The organism is Psychrobacter sp. I-STPA6b, from assembly GCF_020662265.1.
Taxonomy (GTDB): domain Bacteria; phylum Pseudomonadota; class Gammaproteobacteria; order Pseudomonadales; family Moraxellaceae; genus Psychrobacter.
In genome coordinates this window covers 1-17,634 of record NZ_VEWM01000057.1, presented here as the reverse complement: position 1 = coordinate 17,634, position 17,634 = coordinate 1, and the positions used below count along the sequence as shown (strand labels likewise).

General features: G+C 41.0%; 16 protein-coding genes. 7 read left to right on the top strand and 9 right to left on the bottom strand.

Annotated features, from left to right (window positions below; translation table 11 throughout):
- The first annotated feature begins 28 nt into the window (after positions 1–28).
- From FHK88_RS04120 to FHK88_RS04105, 4 genes are all read left to right on the top strand, one after another.
- Positions 29–1,132: a sulfate ABC transporter substrate-binding protein gene (locus FHK88_RS04120; RefSeq protein ID WP_227429500.1), complete on the top strand. Its 1,104-nt coding sequence runs from the start codon at positions 29–31 to the stop codon at positions 1,130–1,132.
- A gap of 68 nt (positions 1,133–1,200) precedes the next feature.
- Positions 1,201–2,091 carry a sulfate ABC transporter permease subunit CysT gene (gene cysT, locus FHK88_RS04115; protein ID WP_227429499.1) on the top strand — a complete coding sequence of 297 codons (891 nt, stop codon included), beginning with the start codon at positions 1,201–1,203 and terminating at the stop codon, positions 2,089–2,091.
- Positions 2,092–2,392: 301 nt separating this feature from the next.
- On the top strand, positions 2,393–3,391 hold the full coding sequence (gene cysW / locus FHK88_RS04110) for a sulfate ABC transporter permease subunit CysW (protein ID WP_227429498.1): 999 nt from the start codon (positions 2,393–2,395) through the stop codon (positions 3,389–3,391).
- 54 nt (positions 3,392–3,445) lie between these two features.
- Positions 3,446–4,168: a sulfate ABC transporter ATP-binding protein gene (locus tag FHK88_RS04105; protein ID WP_319800149.1), complete on the top strand. Its 723-nt coding sequence runs from the start codon at positions 3,446–3,448 to the stop codon at positions 4,166–4,168.
- Here FHK88_RS04105 and FHK88_RS04100 read toward each other — a convergent pair.
- Both FHK88_RS04100 and FHK88_RS04095 read right to left on the bottom strand, forming a co-directional pair.
- Positions 4,165–4,812 (bottom strand): methylated-DNA--[protein]-cysteine S-methyltransferase, encoded by a 648-nt coding sequence (locus FHK88_RS04100; RefSeq protein WP_227429497.1) that lies wholly within the window; start codon positions 4,810–4,812, stop codon positions 4,165–4,167. The two genes, FHK88_RS04105 and FHK88_RS04100, sit on opposite strands and share 4 nt — an antisense overlap.
- Positions 4,813–4,972: 160 nt before the next feature.
- Positions 4,973–6,946: a bifunctional metallophosphatase/5'-nucleotidase gene (locus FHK88_RS04095; protein WP_227429496.1), complete on the bottom strand. Its 1,974-nt coding sequence runs from the start codon at positions 6,944–6,946 to the stop codon at positions 4,973–4,975.
- Positions 6,947–7,176: 230 nt separating this feature from the next.
- Between FHK88_RS04095 and FHK88_RS04090 the strand changes: the two genes are divergently transcribed.
- Both FHK88_RS04090 and yghU read left to right on the top strand, forming a co-directional pair.
- Entirely contained in the window at positions 7,177–7,845 is a 669-nt protein-coding gene (locus FHK88_RS04090) for a GDSL-type esterase/lipase family protein (RefSeq protein ID WP_227429495.1), read from the top strand.
- Between the two features lie 50 nt (positions 7,846–7,895).
- A complete protein-coding gene (gene yghU / locus FHK88_RS04085) occupies positions 7,896–8,732 on the top strand; it encodes a glutathione-dependent disulfide-bond oxidoreductase (RefSeq protein WP_227429494.1) in 837 nt (278 codons plus the stop codon).
- Positions 8,733–8,935: 203 nt separating this feature from the next.
- Here yghU and FHK88_RS04080 read toward each other — a convergent pair whose 3' ends face one another.
- On the bottom strand, positions 8,936–9,622 hold the full coding sequence (locus FHK88_RS04080; protein ID WP_227429493.1) for a hypothetical protein: 687 nt from the start codon (positions 9,620–9,622) through the stop codon (positions 8,936–8,938).
- Positions 9,623–9,788: 166 nt separating this feature from the next.
- On the opposite strand from FHK88_RS04080, the gene FHK88_RS04075 reads away from it, so the two are divergent.
- Positions 9,789–11,168, top strand: coding sequence for a DHA2 family efflux MFS transporter permease subunit (locus tag FHK88_RS04075; RefSeq protein WP_264480604.1), 1,380 nt, complete (start codon positions 9,789–9,791; stop codon positions 11,166–11,168).
- Between the two features lie 42 nt (positions 11,169–11,210).
- On the opposite strand, the gene FHK88_RS04070 is transcribed toward FHK88_RS04075, so the two are convergent.
- From FHK88_RS04070 to alc, 6 genes are all read right to left on the bottom strand, one after another.
- Positions 11,211–12,194 (bottom strand): hypothetical protein, encoded by a 984-nt coding sequence (locus FHK88_RS04070; protein WP_227429492.1) that lies wholly within the window; start codon positions 12,192–12,194, stop codon positions 11,211–11,213.
- A gap of 31 nt (positions 12,195–12,225) precedes the next feature.
- On the bottom strand, positions 12,226–13,842 hold the full coding sequence (locus FHK88_RS04065; RefSeq protein ID WP_227429491.1) for an ATP-binding protein: 1,617 nt from the start codon (positions 13,840–13,842) through the stop codon (positions 12,226–12,228).
- Positions 13,843–13,863: 21 nt separating this feature from the next.
- On the bottom strand, positions 13,864–14,682 hold the full coding sequence (locus FHK88_RS04060; protein WP_227429490.1) for a hypothetical protein: 819 nt from the start codon (positions 14,680–14,682) through the stop codon (positions 13,864–13,866).
- A complete protein-coding gene (locus FHK88_RS04055; protein ID WP_227429489.1) occupies positions 14,675–15,643 on the bottom strand; it encodes a polymorphic toxin-type HINT domain-containing protein in 969 nt (322 codons plus the stop codon). The genes FHK88_RS04060 and FHK88_RS04055 overlap by 8 nt, the downstream gene beginning before the upstream one ends.
- Positions 15,644–15,676: 33 nt before the next feature.
- Positions 15,677–16,192: an ureidoglycolate lyase gene (locus FHK88_RS04050; RefSeq protein ID WP_227429488.1), complete on the bottom strand. Its 516-nt coding sequence runs from the start codon at positions 16,190–16,192 to the stop codon at positions 15,677–15,679.
- A 162-nt stretch (positions 16,193–16,354) separates the two neighbouring features.
- On the bottom strand, positions 16,355–17,461 hold the full coding sequence (gene alc, locus FHK88_RS04045; protein ID WP_227429487.1) for an allantoicase: 1,107 nt from the start codon (positions 17,459–17,461) through the stop codon (positions 16,355–16,357).
- Between the last annotated feature and the right edge of the window lie 173 nt (positions 17,462–17,634).

Genomic DNA, 17,634 nt, shown 5'->3' with positions numbered 1-17,634 from the left:
TAGTTTGTTCCAATTTAAGGTGAACATCATGCGTAACATTAACTATTCTAAAACTTCTTTTTCTTATAAGTGGCTTGCCAGTGCAGTGATTGCTACAGCCTCTCTTAGCTTAATGGCGTGCAGTCAATCTGCCAATGATACGGCAGATACTGCAAATAATGCAGACAATAGCAGTGTAAGCAACGGACAAAATATTGAACTATTAAATGTCTCGTATGATGTGGCACGTGATTTTTATAAAGACTATAACCCCATGTTTATTGAGCATTACAAGTCTGAACATCCAGATACCAATATCAATATTAAGCAGTCACATGGTGGCTCCAGTAAACAGGCGTTGTCTGTTGCTAATGGCTTGCAGGCAGATGTTGCTACCATGAACCAAGGCTCTGATATTGAGCTTTTACAGAAAAAAGGTTTGGTTGCTGATAATTGGAGCGAGCAGTTCCCTGACCATGCCGTACCGTTTACCAGTACCATTGTGTTTTTGGTACGCAAAGATAATCCCAAAGGTATTCATGATTGGCAAGATTTGACCAAACCGGGTGTGGAAATTGTGATGGCAAATCCAAAGGTGACAGGTAATGGACGCTATGCCTTTTTGGGAGCATACGGTTATGGCTTGCATGAATTTAATAATGATGAAGACAAAGCCAAAGGCTACGTTAAAGACATGCTAAAAAATGTCAAAGTCTATGAAAATGGTGGGCGGGCAGCGACCACAACTTATGTCCAGCGTGGCATTGGTGATGTGCTGGTGACCTTTGAAAATGAGGCAAACCTTGCTGCTAGCAAATTTGGACAAGGACAAGTTGACATCGTTTATCCAAAATACTCTATTAAATCAGAAAGCCCAGTGGCAGTGGTCAATGCGGTAACGGATAAAAAAGGCACAACTGAGCCTGCCAAAGAATATTTAGACTATCTATGGAGTGAGCCTGCCCAGCAACTTGCCGCTGACTTATATCTGCGTCCAAGTGTGCAGAGTGTGCTTGAGAAAAACAGCGATAAACTGCCCCCAGTAGATACCTTCCGCCCCAATGATGTGTTTGGTACTTGGGATGAGATTATGCCCAAATATTTTGGTGATAATGGCGTGTTTGACCAATTAGCCACCAATGCACCACAGTAATTGTTGCCATAATAGTTTTTGATATTCTTTTATCAGTCAGCCAAAAGTAGCCAAATCTGAGTGAATCTATGACGCAATCAACTTCATCAGTCCCACAAAGACCCCCTGTCAAAACCGCAAATTGGCTGACCCGATTGCGTCAGCGTAATGTCTTGCCGGGGTTTGGCTTATCAATGGGTATTACCGTATTAAGTCTATCATTGCTGGTGGTTTTGCCGTTTGCCATGATGGCTTATACCAGTACTCAAATGGGTTGGCAAGGGTTTTGGCAGACCATTACCCAACCTCAAGTCACTGCTGCCATTATTTTGTCATTAAAGATGTCCTTTTACGCCATGCTTACCAATATGGTGTTTGGCACATTGGTGGCGTGGGTATTGGTGCGTTATGAATTTTGGGGTAAGTCATTGATTAATGCTTTGGTGGATTTACCTTTTGCCTTGCCAACGGCGGTGACAGGTATTTCTTTGGCAACTCTCTATGCCCCCAATGGCTTAATCGGACAATGGTTTGCCAAAATTGGTGTACAAGTGGCATTTACCCCAATCGGTATTTGGTTGGCATTGGTGGTGGTTAGCTTTCCTTTTATTGTGCGGGCGGTGCAACCTGTATTGGCTGAATTATCGGTTGAATACGAAGAGGCTGCCGCCGTCTTAGGTGCAAGACGATTGACTACTTTTCGCACTGTTATTTTGCCAGAGTTATTACCCGCACTGCTGATGGGAGCGGGTATGATGTTCGCTCGTGCCACTGGGGAATATGGCTCGGTGATTTTTATTGCGGGTAATATTCCCATGCAGTCAGAAATTTTGCCATTGATTATCATCAGTAAATTAGAACAATTTGATATTCAAGGGGCATCGGCGGTGGCATTGTTTATGCTCGTTATCTCATTTGTGATTTTATTGGCGATTAATCTGCTGCAATGGCGACTGTCTCGCCGAGTGGGTGCGAAGTAGTTTATTTAAATTTAACCACTTTATTTACATTTAGGTATTGTTATAAAAAGCCCCCTCCCTAACCCTCCCCCAAAGGTGGAGGGAACTATTCCTCCTCCCTGAGAGGTGTTAAAAAATTGCATTGCAATTTTAGCCTCGCAAGGGAATTTCTTTAAATAGAAATTCCTAAAAAGAGGGGGCTAGGGGGAGGTCTGAAGTTATGATGATTTACTAAAAGTAGCCAAAATATACTTTTTGAAACACCACACAAATTTAAAAGTGTATTCACTTATAAAGATAAAACTGTTAGGAATTCCAAGCCATGCAAATAGCCAATAGCTACGATTACCAAAGCAATGCTGCTACCAAAGATAGCCCGTGGGTACGCCGTTTGTTTATTGTCATTGCCGTTGTGTTTATGGTGGTGATGTTGGTGATTCCTCTACTGGCAGTGTTTTATGAGGCGTTTAAAAGTGGTTGGGACTTGTATCTTGCTGCTTTGGTTGAGCCAGAGGCAGTAGCGGCGATTAAGTTGACCTTATTAACGGCTGCTATTGTGTTGCCGATTAATACGGTGATGGGGATTGCCATTGCGTGGTTGGTCACTCGTTACAACTTTAAGGGTAAGCAGTTAGTGACCACTTTATTAGACTTGCCATTTTCGGTGTCACCTGTGGTCGCAGGTCTGATGTTTGTGTTGTTATTTGGCTTAAATAGTACGCTTGGTGGCTGGCTTGAGTCCATAGGCTTTCAAGTGATTTTTGCTGTACCGGGGATTGTATTGGCGACTTTGTTTGTCACCTTTCCCTTTATTGCCCGAGAGCTAATCCCTGTGATGCAAACGCAAGGCGATAGTGAGGAGCAGGCAGCGTTGACGTTGGGTGCGTCAGGCTGGCAAGTATTTTGGCACGTCACCTTACCAAATATTAAATGGGCATTATTATACGGCTTGATTTTGACCAATGCTCGAGCAATGGGTGAGTTTGGGGCGGTTAGTGTGGTATCAGGGCATATCCGCGGTGAAACCAACACCATGCCGTTATTGGTGGAGATTGCGTATAACGAATATAACTTTACCGCTGCCTTTGCCATCTCAAGTTTGCTGGCAGCGTTGGCACTGTTGACCTTATTGGTACAACAAGTAATGACCAAAATTCAAAGCCGTAAAATGGCAAAAAGCAAAAATCGTGATGCCTTTGTTGACCCTATTGTGACAACTGCCACAACTTCAGTCAGCACCACCATATTGGCAGAAAAAAACACCACAGATGGCACAGACAATGGCAGTTTAGACAAAGTGGCAGATAACCCAACAGCATAAATCCACCATCACCATCTAGCAACCAGATAAATTGTATTTGATAAAGAGCATAATATGAGCATTGATATTCAACACGTTTATAAAAAGTTTGGTGATTTTACTGCTTTAGATGATATCACCTTAACTGTTCCAACTGGCAAACTGGTCACATTGCTAGGGCCTTCTGGCTGTGGTAAAACCACCTTATTGCGTATCATTGCAGGGCTAGAATATGGTGATAGTGGGCAGATATTGTTTGATGGTGTTGATGTCACCCATACCCCTGTACAAAAACGTCATATTGGCTTTATGTTTCAGCACTATGCTTTGTTTCGCCATAAAACCATCTTTGATAATGTCGCTTTTGGCTTAAATTTATTGCCTAAAGCACAGCGTCCTAGCAAAGCAGATATTAAAAAACGTGTTGATGAACTGCTCGAATTGGTGCAACTGCCTCATGTAGCCAATGCTTATCCGCACCAACTCTCAGGTGGTCAACGACAACGTATCGCTTTGGCTCGGGCATTGGCGGTCAAACCAAAATTGCTATTATTAGATGAGCCATTTGGGGCATTGGACGCTAAGGTGCGTAAAGAATTACGCACATGGCTAAAAAATATCCATCATGAATTGGGCGTGACCAGTATCATGGTAACTCATGACCAAGAAGAGGCAAGGGAAGTATCTGATGAGATTGTGGTAATGAATCATGGTAAAATCGAACAAATCGGCACACCAGAGCAGTTGGTTAATGAACCAGTTAGTGAGTTTGTGGCGGACTTTTTGGATTTGGTTTAGGGTAAGTTATTTCCCTCAAACCCAAGCAACCAAGCCTTTCTTTCTACTTTGCCTGCATAGCCAGTTAATGAGCCATCACTGCCAATCACTCGATGGCATGGCACAATAATAGATAAGCGATTGCGACTGTTGGCATTGGCAACGGCTCGCACAGCTTTGGGATTATTCATCTGACTGGCTTGCTCGGCATAGCTGATGGTTGTACCGTAAGGGATGGTGAGTAAAGTTTGCCAAACGCTGATTTGAAAATCTGTCCCTAATAGTTTTATTGGGATATCAAAATGTTGTAATGTGCCAGCAAAATATTGTTGTAATTGCTTTTTTGTCTTAATGGTAATTGAGTTTTCACCAGTTTTTAATGTGGCATTGAGGCGTTTTAATAAATCTTGTAATTGTTTTCCTGCATTTTTTCTATCAACAAATTCTAATAAAAATAAAAACTGCTCATCAGCAATCAAACACATTGTGCCTAATGGTGATGAGTAAAAATCCATGATAAGCTGGGTTGTTTTTGTAGAGTCTTTGATAGCAGGTTTTTTGATGGTGAATTGTTTGATAATATCATCAACAATAGTCAATAGCTCAGCTAAGTTATCTTTATCATGGCTGGTATCAAAAGTAGGTAAGGAAGAGGCAGGTTTCATAAGTATTCAGTATCTTTGGTTCTAAATGACAGTATGATAATACACCATTACATAATTGTATAACTGCATCATGATAACCTGCAATATGGTGAAAGAATCAAGTTCTTTCATCATTGCATGTTTTTTTAGACTGTATCAAATATTAGATTAAGCATGAGAATTAAGGATTTAACAACTTACCTTCTTGAGTAATCATAGTTTTGTGTGAATAGTCGTCACGATTGGGTCGGCTGATGGTTTTAACTTTGCTGATATAGTCGATAAATGATTGTGTATATAGCAATTTGGTGTCTTCAACCTTAGATTTATCAGCAAAGATTTTGCCAAAGGTATCGTAACCATCACGTCCTTCGGCGATAAAGTCATTGGTGACCACCACATAAGTTTTATTGACATCAATGGCAGACCATTGACCAGTTTTGCGGTCACGTACTTCGACTGCTTTTACTCGTTTACCTTTGGCCTGGCTTAAGTCCAAATCCCAACGCAGACCATCAGCATAAGGGTGTGAGCCTGATGAGCCACCTTTGGTTAAATGGTTGTCAATAGCGTCTTCTAAGGTGTCAATGACCTGCTGACCAGTGATGTCCAGATTGACTAAAGTATTGCTAAACGGCAAGATAGTGTAGGCAGTTTGGTAAGTGATGTCGCCTTTTTCTAGGGTTTCTCGTACGCCACCTGCGTTTTGGATGGCAAAGTCGGCTCGCAATGCACCATCTAAAAAGGCTTTGGCAACCACTTGAGCACCATCACTACCACGAGCTGAACTGCCACTGTCCTCACAGCCTGCTTTATCGCCTGAACGAGTCGTCCCAGGTACACGCACTAGGCATAAGGTTTCACTACTTTGCCCAATACCTTTTGCCATATTTTCGCTCAGTTTGTCACGATAGACTTTTAACACTTCGTTTGCACTGACATTTTCAACAAATGGCAATATCAAATCTTGTTTTAGCAGATTGTTTTTCTCATTATTTAATTGGTCAACCAGTTGTTGATTGTCGTTGCTATTGAGTGGTTCAAACTTAGTGGTGGTCTCATTGTATTTTGTAAAGTTGGTCGCCACAGGGATAATTTGTGAACCGCCACAATCTTTGACATTACCCTTATCATCAAAGTTTATATTCATAATACCCACTGCTTTGGTATATTCCCAAGACTGCCCAATACAGACGGTGTTTCCGTCTTTATTTTTAACAATGGTGGGGTATGCCCCTTGTGAGCCAAAGTTATCTTCACCACCCTGACCGCCTTTACCATAGCGAGTAAAGTCACCAAGTAATGTATGTGAATCACCCCCGATAATCACATCAACACCTGTTAATTGACTGGCTAATTTTTTGTCATTTTCATAAGTGTAATGGGTTAATAAGATGATGTGTTCAATGCCTTTATTTTTTAGCTCATTGATATAGTTTTGGGCAGTGGTGGTTTCATCTAAAAATTCAGTGCTAGGTAGTGGACGTGAGGAATTCATGGTTTTACCGACGATGTCTAGCCCAATGATACCGACTTTCACGCCCTCTTTTGTGGTTTTGATGACATATGGGTTGATGTAATCATCAACCTTTTCGGGGGCAAGGGGCGTGCCGACTTTAGGTTTGACGTTTGCCCCTAGAACAGGGGTTTGACAATTGGTTGTTTTTAATCTGTCCAAAAAGTGTTTTAGCCCATCATCGCTTTCGTCAAACTCATGATTACCCAAGCTAAAGGCATCAAAGCAGATGGTATTCATCATATCAGCATCAGCCTCACCTTTATAAAAGCTAAAGTAGCTAGTACCTGTGATGGCGTCCCCTGCATGTAGCTTTAAGAAGTTGCCCGAGCCGTACAAACTTTGCAATTCATCAAAAACAGTTTTGACACGAGAAAAACCACCCCGAGCCGAGCGATAGGTTGTGCCATTTAATACAAAAGTTTGCTCACCATCAGGCTCAAGATGTGAATGGTGGTCATTGATATGAGCAATGGATAGATTTACTGGCTGAAAGGTTGGCGTGCTAGGCTGAGATGGTGTGGTTGTTTGGTTTTTCTTATTGTCGTTTTTACAAGCGGTTAATGTGCTGGCTAACACGCAAGCAATGGCGGTCATTAATAGTTTTTTGTTTGAGTGGCTACTGGCAAAAATTTTCATAAAATATCCTATGATTGTTTATCTATTACAGTTAGTAGGTTAAGTATTTTGACTATCAGCTAACTAGCTGATACATTTGCAGTTATTAATAATGAACTATAGTGCTGTCATTAATACGCCCTAGTGTGTGGTTGTAAAATGACAGAGAAATGACTAGCTGATGACAGTTTGATGATGACTGTAAAAATTAAAATTATCATTTAAATTTATAAATGAATCATGAGGATAGTATGACCACTCGCCGTCAGTTTTTAGCTTACTTGGGAAATACTGCCATTATTGCGACAGTTGCCAGTAGTTTAGCGATTGGTATCAGTGGCTGTGGCTCAAAACCACAGGGGCAACATATCGCCAAAGGCAGTAATGTGGTGGCATTGGGTGATTCCTTAACTTACGGCTATGGGGCAAGTACAGAGACAGCATATCCTACGGTGCTGGCAGGGTTGACAGGTTGGCAAATCAAAAACGAAGGGGTGAATGGCAATACCTCTGCTGATGTATTGGCACGTCTTGATGGTATCATTGCTCAAAAGCCTGATTTGGTGTTATTAGGGATTGGTGGTAACGATGTGCTACGGCGAGTACAGCCAGCCACCACCAAAGCCAATATCACCCAGATTGTGCAACGATTAAAGTCGGCAAATATCCCTGTGGTACTAATTGCACAGCCACACTTTAGTGCCAGTGCTTTATTTGGTAAAGCCAGCGATAATCCCGTTTATCAAGAAGTTGCGGATAGTGAAGATGTGCCATTATTGACAAGTAGTGATGGTGGCTGGTCTGCGATATTGTCAGATGACAGCCTAAAATCTGACCAAATCCATGCAAATGAGGCAGGCTATCGACAATTTGCAGAAAATTTACATAAGTTTTTACAACAGCAAGGCTATGTAAGTTAGTAGGCTTTGCTTGATATGAACCAAACAAACACTAAGATAAGGAAAAAATAATGGATAAACAAACCTATACACCACCCAAAGTATGGCAAATGAATACAGATGCCACTGATGAAAAAAATGGTGGTAAATTTGCAGGAACAAACCGACCTACCGCAGGGGCAAGGCATGAGCAAACTTTGCCAGTGGGTGATAAGCCATTACAACTGTATTCACTAAATACACCGAATGGTATTAAGGTCAATATTTTATTAGAGGAATTGGCTGAATGTGGTGTGCAGGAGGCAGAATATGATGCTTATAAAATTGATATTATGGCAGGTGATCAATTTGGCTCAGACTTTGTAGATATCAATCCTAACTCTAAAATTCCGGCATTGGTCGACTATTCTGTAAATCCACCTGTGACGCTCTTTGAATCTGGAGCGATTTTGCTATATCTAGCAGAAAAATTTGCTAAGTTTGTGCCGATGGATCAGGGGCAGGCAAGGGCAACTTGCTTATCATGGGTAATGTGGCAAATGGGCAGTGCACCTTATGTAGGTGGTGGCTTTGGGCATTTTTATGCTTATGCCCCTTATCCCATGGAATATCCGATTAATCGCTTTACTATGGAGACCAAACGCCAGCTTGATGTGTTAGATAAACACTTGGCAACACATGAATATATGTGTTCGCCAGAGCATAAGCAAGGTGAAGAGTATTATACGATTGCGGATATGATTATCTGGGCATGGTATGGACAGTTGGCTTTGGGTAAGCTGTATAATGCCAGTGAGTTTTTGGATGTAGCAAGTTATCAGCATCTACAACGTTGGGCAAAACAAATCGCTGAGCGACCTGCGGTACAACGTGCAGTTGAGCTTGAGTTGCAAGCAATTACTGGTTAGTTGTTATTGAGTAGAGGAAATCCTATATTAAAGATTTCCTCTACTTATTTAGGTTTTAGGATTATTTTTCAGTATATTTATTAAACCATCTATGTGATGGCAAACTAAAATTATACTACTAATAACCCAGTAATAACATGGTGATGCGCATAGATTTTCCTACTAAGATAAACATTCAAGAGTCCCTAATAACATATCAATAACTAAACAAAACCCTGCTCCATTGTGGCATAGGGCTTGCCAGCTTCATCAAATAACATGGTGCCACAGCTATCACAAAGCCCTTCTGACGGCGGGGGTTCATTGACATCTAATACCCAAATACCTGCCATATTAGATTGGCAGTCTGGGTCTGGACAATGCAGACAATAAAGTATTTCGCGTTTTTTACGCTCACCAAATTTGCGAAAATAACAGTCATGAGGAAACTGCATTTGTTTGAGCTTGCTCAAGTAGGTTTTTTTGGTGATACTCAATAGATAAGTGTCAGAATAAGTAGCAAATTCTGCAATGACCATTTTATGCGGTGATAGTAATTTTTGGTACTGTTTAATCAGCAAAATAATATAATCACCTCGCTGTAGCTTCTTCTTTTTGATTTTAGAAGCAATCTGTTTTTGTACTTGCTCGTTATCAATGGCAAAGTTAATGCCAAAAAAATTCAGTTGTTGGTTAATATAACAAGCAAGGTCACCTTCATTATCTTCCCCTGACCAATCAACCGCCATCATCAACTCTTTTTCTATTAAAAAATCCAAAAACTGGTTAAAATCCATGTTTTCCATTTTTTCTATCAATGCTGGCTTAGCAAAGTTTTGCTTAAACTGCTTTGCTGGAGTTAGGTTTTTGTGAACATCTAGTTTTAGCTCTTTAGAAAGATATTCGTTCATGATTTATCCAAATATGGTTTTAAAAGAATGAGCAGGTGGTGAAATGAGATGGCGACTATTAGCTATTGACTATATAACTCTCTTATTAGAGTCTGTAAAATAGAGCTTATTTGGTATTGATTATAGCAGTTTATATAAAATTGGCGATGACATAAGGGGTAAAACATTGCAAATTCAATTAAGCAAAACGCAAACTAAATATCTGCCCTATGTCATGGCGATTGCCTTATTTATGCAGATACTCGATGCCACCATTTTAAATACGGCACTGCCAAAAATGGCGACAGCGTTGGGTGAGTCGCCATTAAATATGCAGTGGGCGGTGATTAGCTATGCGTTGACCTTGGCTATTTTTATCCCCATCAGTGGATTTTTGGCAGATAAGTATGGCAGTCGTAACGTATTTTTGATAGCGGTAAGTATATTTTGTGTTGGCTCGTTGCTGTGTGCTTTATCAGGCTCTTTGCCTGCATTAATTGCTTCACGTATCATTCAAGGCATTGGCGGGGCGATGATGACCCCTGTTGCCAGACTCATTTTGGTAAAGTCATTTCCACGCAATCAATTGCTAAGTGTGATGAATTTTGCGGTGATTCCTGCTTTGATTGCACCGCTACTTGGGCCTTTATTGGGTGGTTATTTGGTTGAATACGCCAGTTGGCATTGGATATTTTTGATTAATATTCCTATGGGGCTGATAGGATTAATTCTGGGACGCTCCTTAATTCCTGATTTGCGTGAGCAGATTAATCGTTTAGACTGGCTGGGATTTTTTCTATTTGCTACTGCGGTCAGTGGCTTAACGTTGGCACTTGAGTTTGGCTCGCATGTGGGACAGCTTAATCTTGCTATTGTGTTGGCTATCACTGCCATCGTCTTACTGGTTGGTTATTTTTGGCATGCCAAACGTCATGCTTCTCCGTTGTTTTCATTATCGCTATTTAAGGTTGATACTTTTCGTATTGGTATCGCAGGCAATTTGTTTACCCGTCTTGGTATCAGTGCAGTGCCTTTTTTGTTGCCATTATTGCTACAGGTGGTGTTTGATTTTAGTCCCTCTCAGGCAGGCTGGTTTTTAGCCCCGATTGCCATTGGTGCGATGGGTGTTAAACCTTTGGTAACGCCTGCGATACGCCGTTTTAGCTTTCGAGTCGTTTTGATTGTCAATACCATATTATTGGGGCTATTGATTATGGCATTGTCTTTGTTTAAAGACGGTTCACAATGGGTGATATTTTCACCATTAATGGTGGTGCTGGGTGCTTGTAATTCGATTCAATTTAGTGCGATGAATACCATTACCATCAGTGATTTACAAGGTCAGCAAATCAGCAGTGGTAATAGTCTAATGGCAGTCAATCAGCAATTAGCCATTGGTTTTGGTATTGCCTTTGGAGCAACGGTGTTAAATATGCTACGTGGGCGTTGGCAAGTTGAAACATTGGTGGCGTTTCATGATACGTTTTTATTATTGGGGGTAGTAACCATCTTATCAGGGTTATATTTTCTGCGTCTGCCCCCTAAAGCTGGGGATAGTTTATATTAGTAAGTTAAATTATGATTGTTCATCATTGATGGTACTAAAGTTTTACTCATGCACCCAAACCCCATCATGTCCGACAAAATAGGTGTGATGGTCGGCGACTTCGATGTTATAGACGTAGTCTTCGTAAGGGTTGGGGCAGTCATCGTCATATTGTTTCATACTAGCGTGCAGGCTGACCTCGGTCAAACCACTACTATTGCCGTATGTCGCTATGTTATGGAGTGCTTTTTCATATAAATCATTATCAGCTATACAGGACGCCATTACCACTCTACCATTAACAACTAATGGCTCATTCATAACTGCCTTCAATCGCTCAATATTATGAGAATCGGGATCTAAATCCTGTTGTAGCCTTACATTCAAGGTTTTATATAGTTCTGGGTCTACCACAAAGGATTCTTTGCTATTAACTTCGAACATTGCATCGCTGGTCTTGATGTTTAGCGTTTTAATTCCGCTTTCAAACCCTGCTTGGTCTGTTGCAAGACTAACAAACTGATAACCTGCGTCACTAAACTTAATAAACTCGATATTACTGCTACCATTCCAACCCTCGTCATGATGGTCAATGGTTTGTATATAGGCACATCCCTGAGGGAAGTTGGGTAGGGTACGCACTGGCATGAATTGATAGTCATCCATCCATAGTAAGTTCCCCTGTGCTGAAGCTAGGTAAGCAGGTGGTAGGTCTTTGGCTGTCAACCACTCCCCTTGTAAGTTGGCGTTAATGCTGGTGATAGGCTTTTTACTTACCCAAAATGGGTGCAATGCATTACAGAAAATGTAATTAACCCCTTTTTCATTATGTTCGCCAATAGTGTCATTAAAATATTGGACTTTATAGATTTTTTCTTTGTGGGGTGATTTAAAGGTACTTAGCACTGTCTTGAATTCAGCTACGCCACTACCGTCTTTGGGCTGAGACAGCACAGACTTTGACAACACCATATCACCGACTTTAATATCCTGAATCGGCACTAAGCCTTGTTCTGTATGTACTAATGTTCCTGCGACAAAGCTCATATCATATCCTTATTCAAATAATCCAATTTAATTAAACCACTTCTTCCACTACAAAATCCGCTACTTCTCGGCTAGTTTCGCTAAACTCTACGCCAATTAAATAAATAGCCTTGCCCTGCATACGATATTTATCGGCATAGCCTTTATCTTTGATTTGCTCAAGGGCAGAATTAGGCTTTTTGCTTTGTTCAATCACTTTAAATTCAAAAATATAAATACACTCATTAAAGTCCACCGTCATGTCCATACGCCCACGATTGGTACTGTCTTCCACTACTACTTGCAAACCAAGACTGGCGAAATAAGCATAAAACACACTTGCCCAATAGCCTTCAAAATGGGCGATATTATTATTTCTATGCCAATCATGTGGAATAGAGCTAAAAAAGGCATTAATCAGTTCATGTATGCCATCAAAATCGTTTACAAATAACAAATCAATTAACTTTTGACTGTATTTTTCTGCCAGTCCTGCCTGACCAATATAACGGTGTAGTAATACTTGATTTAAACTATATTGAACCTCTAAGTTTGGATAGCCAAGCTGATAACGGGGCAATGCCATGGTGGGTAGCATTTGCTTAATGGTTAAATAGCCTGTTTGAAACATCAATGCAATCGGTGAGATATCACCGACATCAAAGCTAGATAAAATACTTTCACTAGCAATTTGTTGATTTATTTCATAACTTGCTACCCCATCATCGACCATTTTATCAATCAAAAATGTGGGTGTACCAGTTTCAAACCAATAGGGGCGAAATACTTTGGCATTCAGATACAGCAGGATATCAAACGGATTGTAGACCGATTCGCCTGTCCAGTTATAGCCGTTATACCATGTTTTTAATTGTGCCAAATCTACCCCTTGCAACTCGGGTGCAAAGACGGTTTCTAGCTCTTGTTGGGTATAACCACATAATGCCGAAAACTTTTCATCAATGGTAATGTCTAATAAGTTATTAAGCCCCGAAAACAAATTCACTTTGCTAAATTTAGACACCCCAGTGAGCATCGCAAAGCGGATATGAGCGTCTTGTCCTTTAATCACTGAATACAAATCTCGTAAGCCATCTCGCATGATTAAAGCAATGTCTGGCTTGGTTAGATTGTCTAAGATGGGTTTGTCATACTCGTCTATTAAGATGACCACTTTTTGGTGGTATTTTTCATAAAGTGTGCGAATAAGCTGACGAAATCGGTTAGATATGGATAAGTCTTTTTCTGTTGTATTAGTAACTGTATTAGTAACTGTATTAGCAATAGCATATTTTTGTTCATTAATGGATAGCTGGCTATGAATTTCGCTATAAAGCGCTTGTTTATCGCCCATAATACCTTCAGCAAAACCGAGGCGTATGACAGGGTAAGTGGTATCCCAATCCCAGTTGGCTTCGGCATAAAGCCCTGTGAACAGCTCTTTATTACCTGTAAATAATTCAGCAATAGTATCTAAGGTTAGACTTTTACCAAAACGTCTGGGGCGAGATAAAAAGATATAGCGATATTCGACTAGTTGTAGAATATGTTTGGTTTTATCAACATAATAAAAATTTTCGTTACGAATATCGGCAAAGGTTTGAATACCGATGGGTAGTTTTTTTTGTGGGATATTTTTAGCGTGATTATTTAAGTTTTTATTTGTCATCGGTTTTCCTAGTTTTATGGTTTACTCATGCACCCATACTCCATTATATCCAACAAAATAGGTGTGCGTGTCTTCAACTTCGATGTTATAGACATAATCTGTAAAGGCAGTAGACGTTGCAGTGATATCCGTATCCCAATCTGGGGTTAGGTAGTCGTCCCACAGCTTGGAGTACCTAACAATGTCTGCATGATGTTCGGGATTGTCTTTGTCCAAAAATTTATAGGCAGCCCACGGCTTATCAGGCGCTTTGGATAAAAAGCCATCCCAACCAATGTAATGCTTTTTATCATTGCTATAAATTTCTACTGGCTCTTCACTACTAAAATCCACAACGCCCATTGGTATATAGTTTGGACCACCTTCGTCGCCATCTGAATCTATCATATATAAGGCGACATTGGGATCACTGGTTGCAATCAAATAAGCGCCACCCACCCCATATGGATCTTTGCCAAATACTCTTTCTTCGTATCTACCACGTATTTTACATGGATGTCCTATACCATCTATAAAAGGATACAAGCATTCGACATGGTCATTAAAAGTAATATGTCGGGCTGCCAGCCAACGAGGTTTGCCCTCTCTATGAATGTGTGTCCAAAACGGATGGTCTTGGGTACAGTAGATGCCTTGTACTGGTGTCATAATGGGTTTTTTGTCTGCTGATTTCATGGTGCGAATAACACGGCTATAAACCAGCTCACCCTCTCCTGTCTCGGACTTAGACAGCACCATATCGCCCACTTTGATATCTTGAATGGGCATTAAGCCTTTATCCGTATGTACTAGCGTGCCTGTAGCAAAACTCATATTCTTTCCTTGATTGATTTTACTCATGCACCCACACCCCATCATGCCCGACAAAGTAGGTATGATGGTCAGCAACCTCGATGTTGTAGACATAATCCTCGTAAGGGTTGGGGCAGTCATCAGTATAGCGTTGCATACTCAAATGCACACTATCGCCATAATCGGCACCCAAATCAATGCCATACTTCTCCATCCTATTTACTACCTTTTTAAAGCCCGCTTCATCAAAAATGTGCGTGTCTTTAACAACCTTGCCGTCAATAACAAAAGGCGAATACATCTTGTTGAGGTAGATTTCTTTTGAGCGATAATACGGACTGATATCTTGCTCTAATAACACATCAAGTTTTTGAAAGCGCTCAGGCGCTGTTTTGATGGGTTCGTATTGACTTAACCGTGTCACTGGGTCTATGGCTCTCAACTCACAAAAAGCTTCTCTTATTGACTTTCGCTCATTGGCATCTTCACTTAGGCTGATAAAATGATAGTCTGTATCGGTCAGTTGCAGATACATCACATCGTAAGTTGAGTCTTCGTATTGCCAACTGTCGTGCTCTTCAATCGACTGGGTATAAGCACACCCCTGCGGGAAGTGGGCTAAGGTACGCACGGGCAAAAACGAGTAGTCACTTAATGCCAAGACATCACCGTTGACAGCTTGCAAATAGCCTGCGGGCAGGGCAAAAGCAGGTAACCATTCGCCCTCATTGGCGTTTGGCATTCTGGTCACCCAAAATGGATGATTTTGATTACATAGCAAAAAGTGAAATGCGTTGTCTTCTTCGGCAGTCTCGTTATGGTACTCAACCTTATATATCTCTTCTTTGTGAGTGGACTTAAAGGTGCTAAGTACAGGCTTATATTCTACCTGACCACTACCGTTCTCAGACTTTGATAACACAAGGTCACCAACTTTAATATCCTGTATTGGTACTAAACCCTTATCTGTATGTACTAGCGTTCCTGCAACAAATCCTGAATTATTCACCAAATTTCCTTTTTATTTATAGTAGGCAGACTGTTATATTTCAATTACCACATTCCAGTCGCTAATATTGACCTCAATACAATTATTACCCTCACCACCAACACGGTCAACCACCAAAAACGCACATTCTTTTTCTAGGGCTAATAATGGGTGGTGCCAGACGCCTGCGTCATATTGTACCCCTTGATAAGACTTGGCATAAAATACCGCCAAATCATCGGCAGATTTGGGAGCGTCACCTGCTTTGGCAACCACCACCACATAATCTAAGCCATTCATCGAAAAAAACGCCTGTGAGCCTAATGGGTGATACTCCATTACTGATAAGGCAATCGGTACAGTGCGAGGTTTGGCAACAAAAATACTTAATCCTGCATTGCCACCATCGGTAAACACTTCGGCAATACGATGATGACGAGTGGCATAGCCATTGTTAATGACAAAGGTGTTTTTATCTGTTTGCTGGTGGTCATCATAAGGCTCAATCACTGTGCCATAAGGGGCAAAGGCTTGTTTGGTTAATGGCTGGGCAGTTAGTGTTATGGTCATAGATTACCTTGCTGATTTGTTTTGCTGATTTTTTAAATTTGGGGTTGTTAAAAATATACTTTCCCCCTCACATAAGGAGGGGGTTAGGATAGAGAAAATACTAATAATATAAAATGTTGAAAGTGAAAACACGGTAACAGTGAAAGCTATCCGCTTACTTTATCACTTAGCTTCACCAACCACTTTACCAAATAAACGCACTCGGCTGATACCACCATCTGGGAAAATATTTACTCGAATATGGGTAATGGCGGTGTCTTTTGCCCAATCAGCGATTTGGTCAAATTCATGAACATTATCGGCTGATAGTGATTGTGGCTCTAGCAGTGTTTGCCAAAACATACTTTGAGTGACCAAGGTGGCATCAGGTGTATTTGGAGCATAGACCGCTTGGATAGATACTTTATCAGGGAAATTGCCTTTAAAATAAGCGGTATCAATTTCGATATTTTCGACAATGCCTGCTTGACCTAAAGCAATGATACACCAGTCGTTACCGGGTTCACGACGACGGCGAGTTTCCCAACCTTCGCCCATGTTTGGCGCTTTGTTGGGTAGCAATAGGTTTTCTACCGCCCCAAAGTGAGCGTCATTACAAGCGATGGCTCGTCCACCATTTAACGCACCGACTAGGTCGATTTGACCTTTGTCATTAGCTCCATTGTTATTGGCATCATCTTGAGCAAAGACAATATCACCATAAACACGTAAGCGAGCGATACCACCATCAGGATAGATATTTAGGCGTAGATGAGTGATGATTTGTTCAGATTGGCAAGGCAAAAAGTGATGGCTATTGCCTTGTAGGGCAGTCATATCAAGTAGCGTTTGCCAATCCTGACTGTCCCAGTCGTCTTTATTAAAGCTGTCCACTTTGCTATTGCCACGAAGTTCTGGAGCAGAGAGGGCGTCAACACTGGCAGAAGAAGGGTAGTTACCCGTAAAGTGGCTGGTATCAATATCTAGCCCTGCAATGTGGGTCGGGCGTGCCAATTCGATGACCAGATAATCATAACCCAAATGACGTTTACGGCGAGTTTCCCAACCGTCCATCCATTTGCCGTTATCATCAAATTTACCAACGATAAATGTTGGAATATCAGGGCTTAAAATACGCTCTTTGGGGGCAAAAAAGTCATCGGTGGCAAACAGGGCTTTGGCACCCAGACGGCTATCGGCAACATTGGTTTTTTTGCTAAAAGCGGGTAGGGTTTCGGGTAAGTTGTCTGCAACGATATGCTGTCCGACTTGTTGATTACTATGGCTCATTTTGTTTCCTTTTTATAAATAAATTGCTGGAGCGACTTCTTTGGTAAAAATGGAAAACATCTAAATAATAATTTTTTGTCGGTTTTTTATGACATTTAGGACATTAAAATATTTATGAGTATGTCATTTGGCTTAACTGCCAACCTGAGTACAACACAGAAGCTAACGCCACA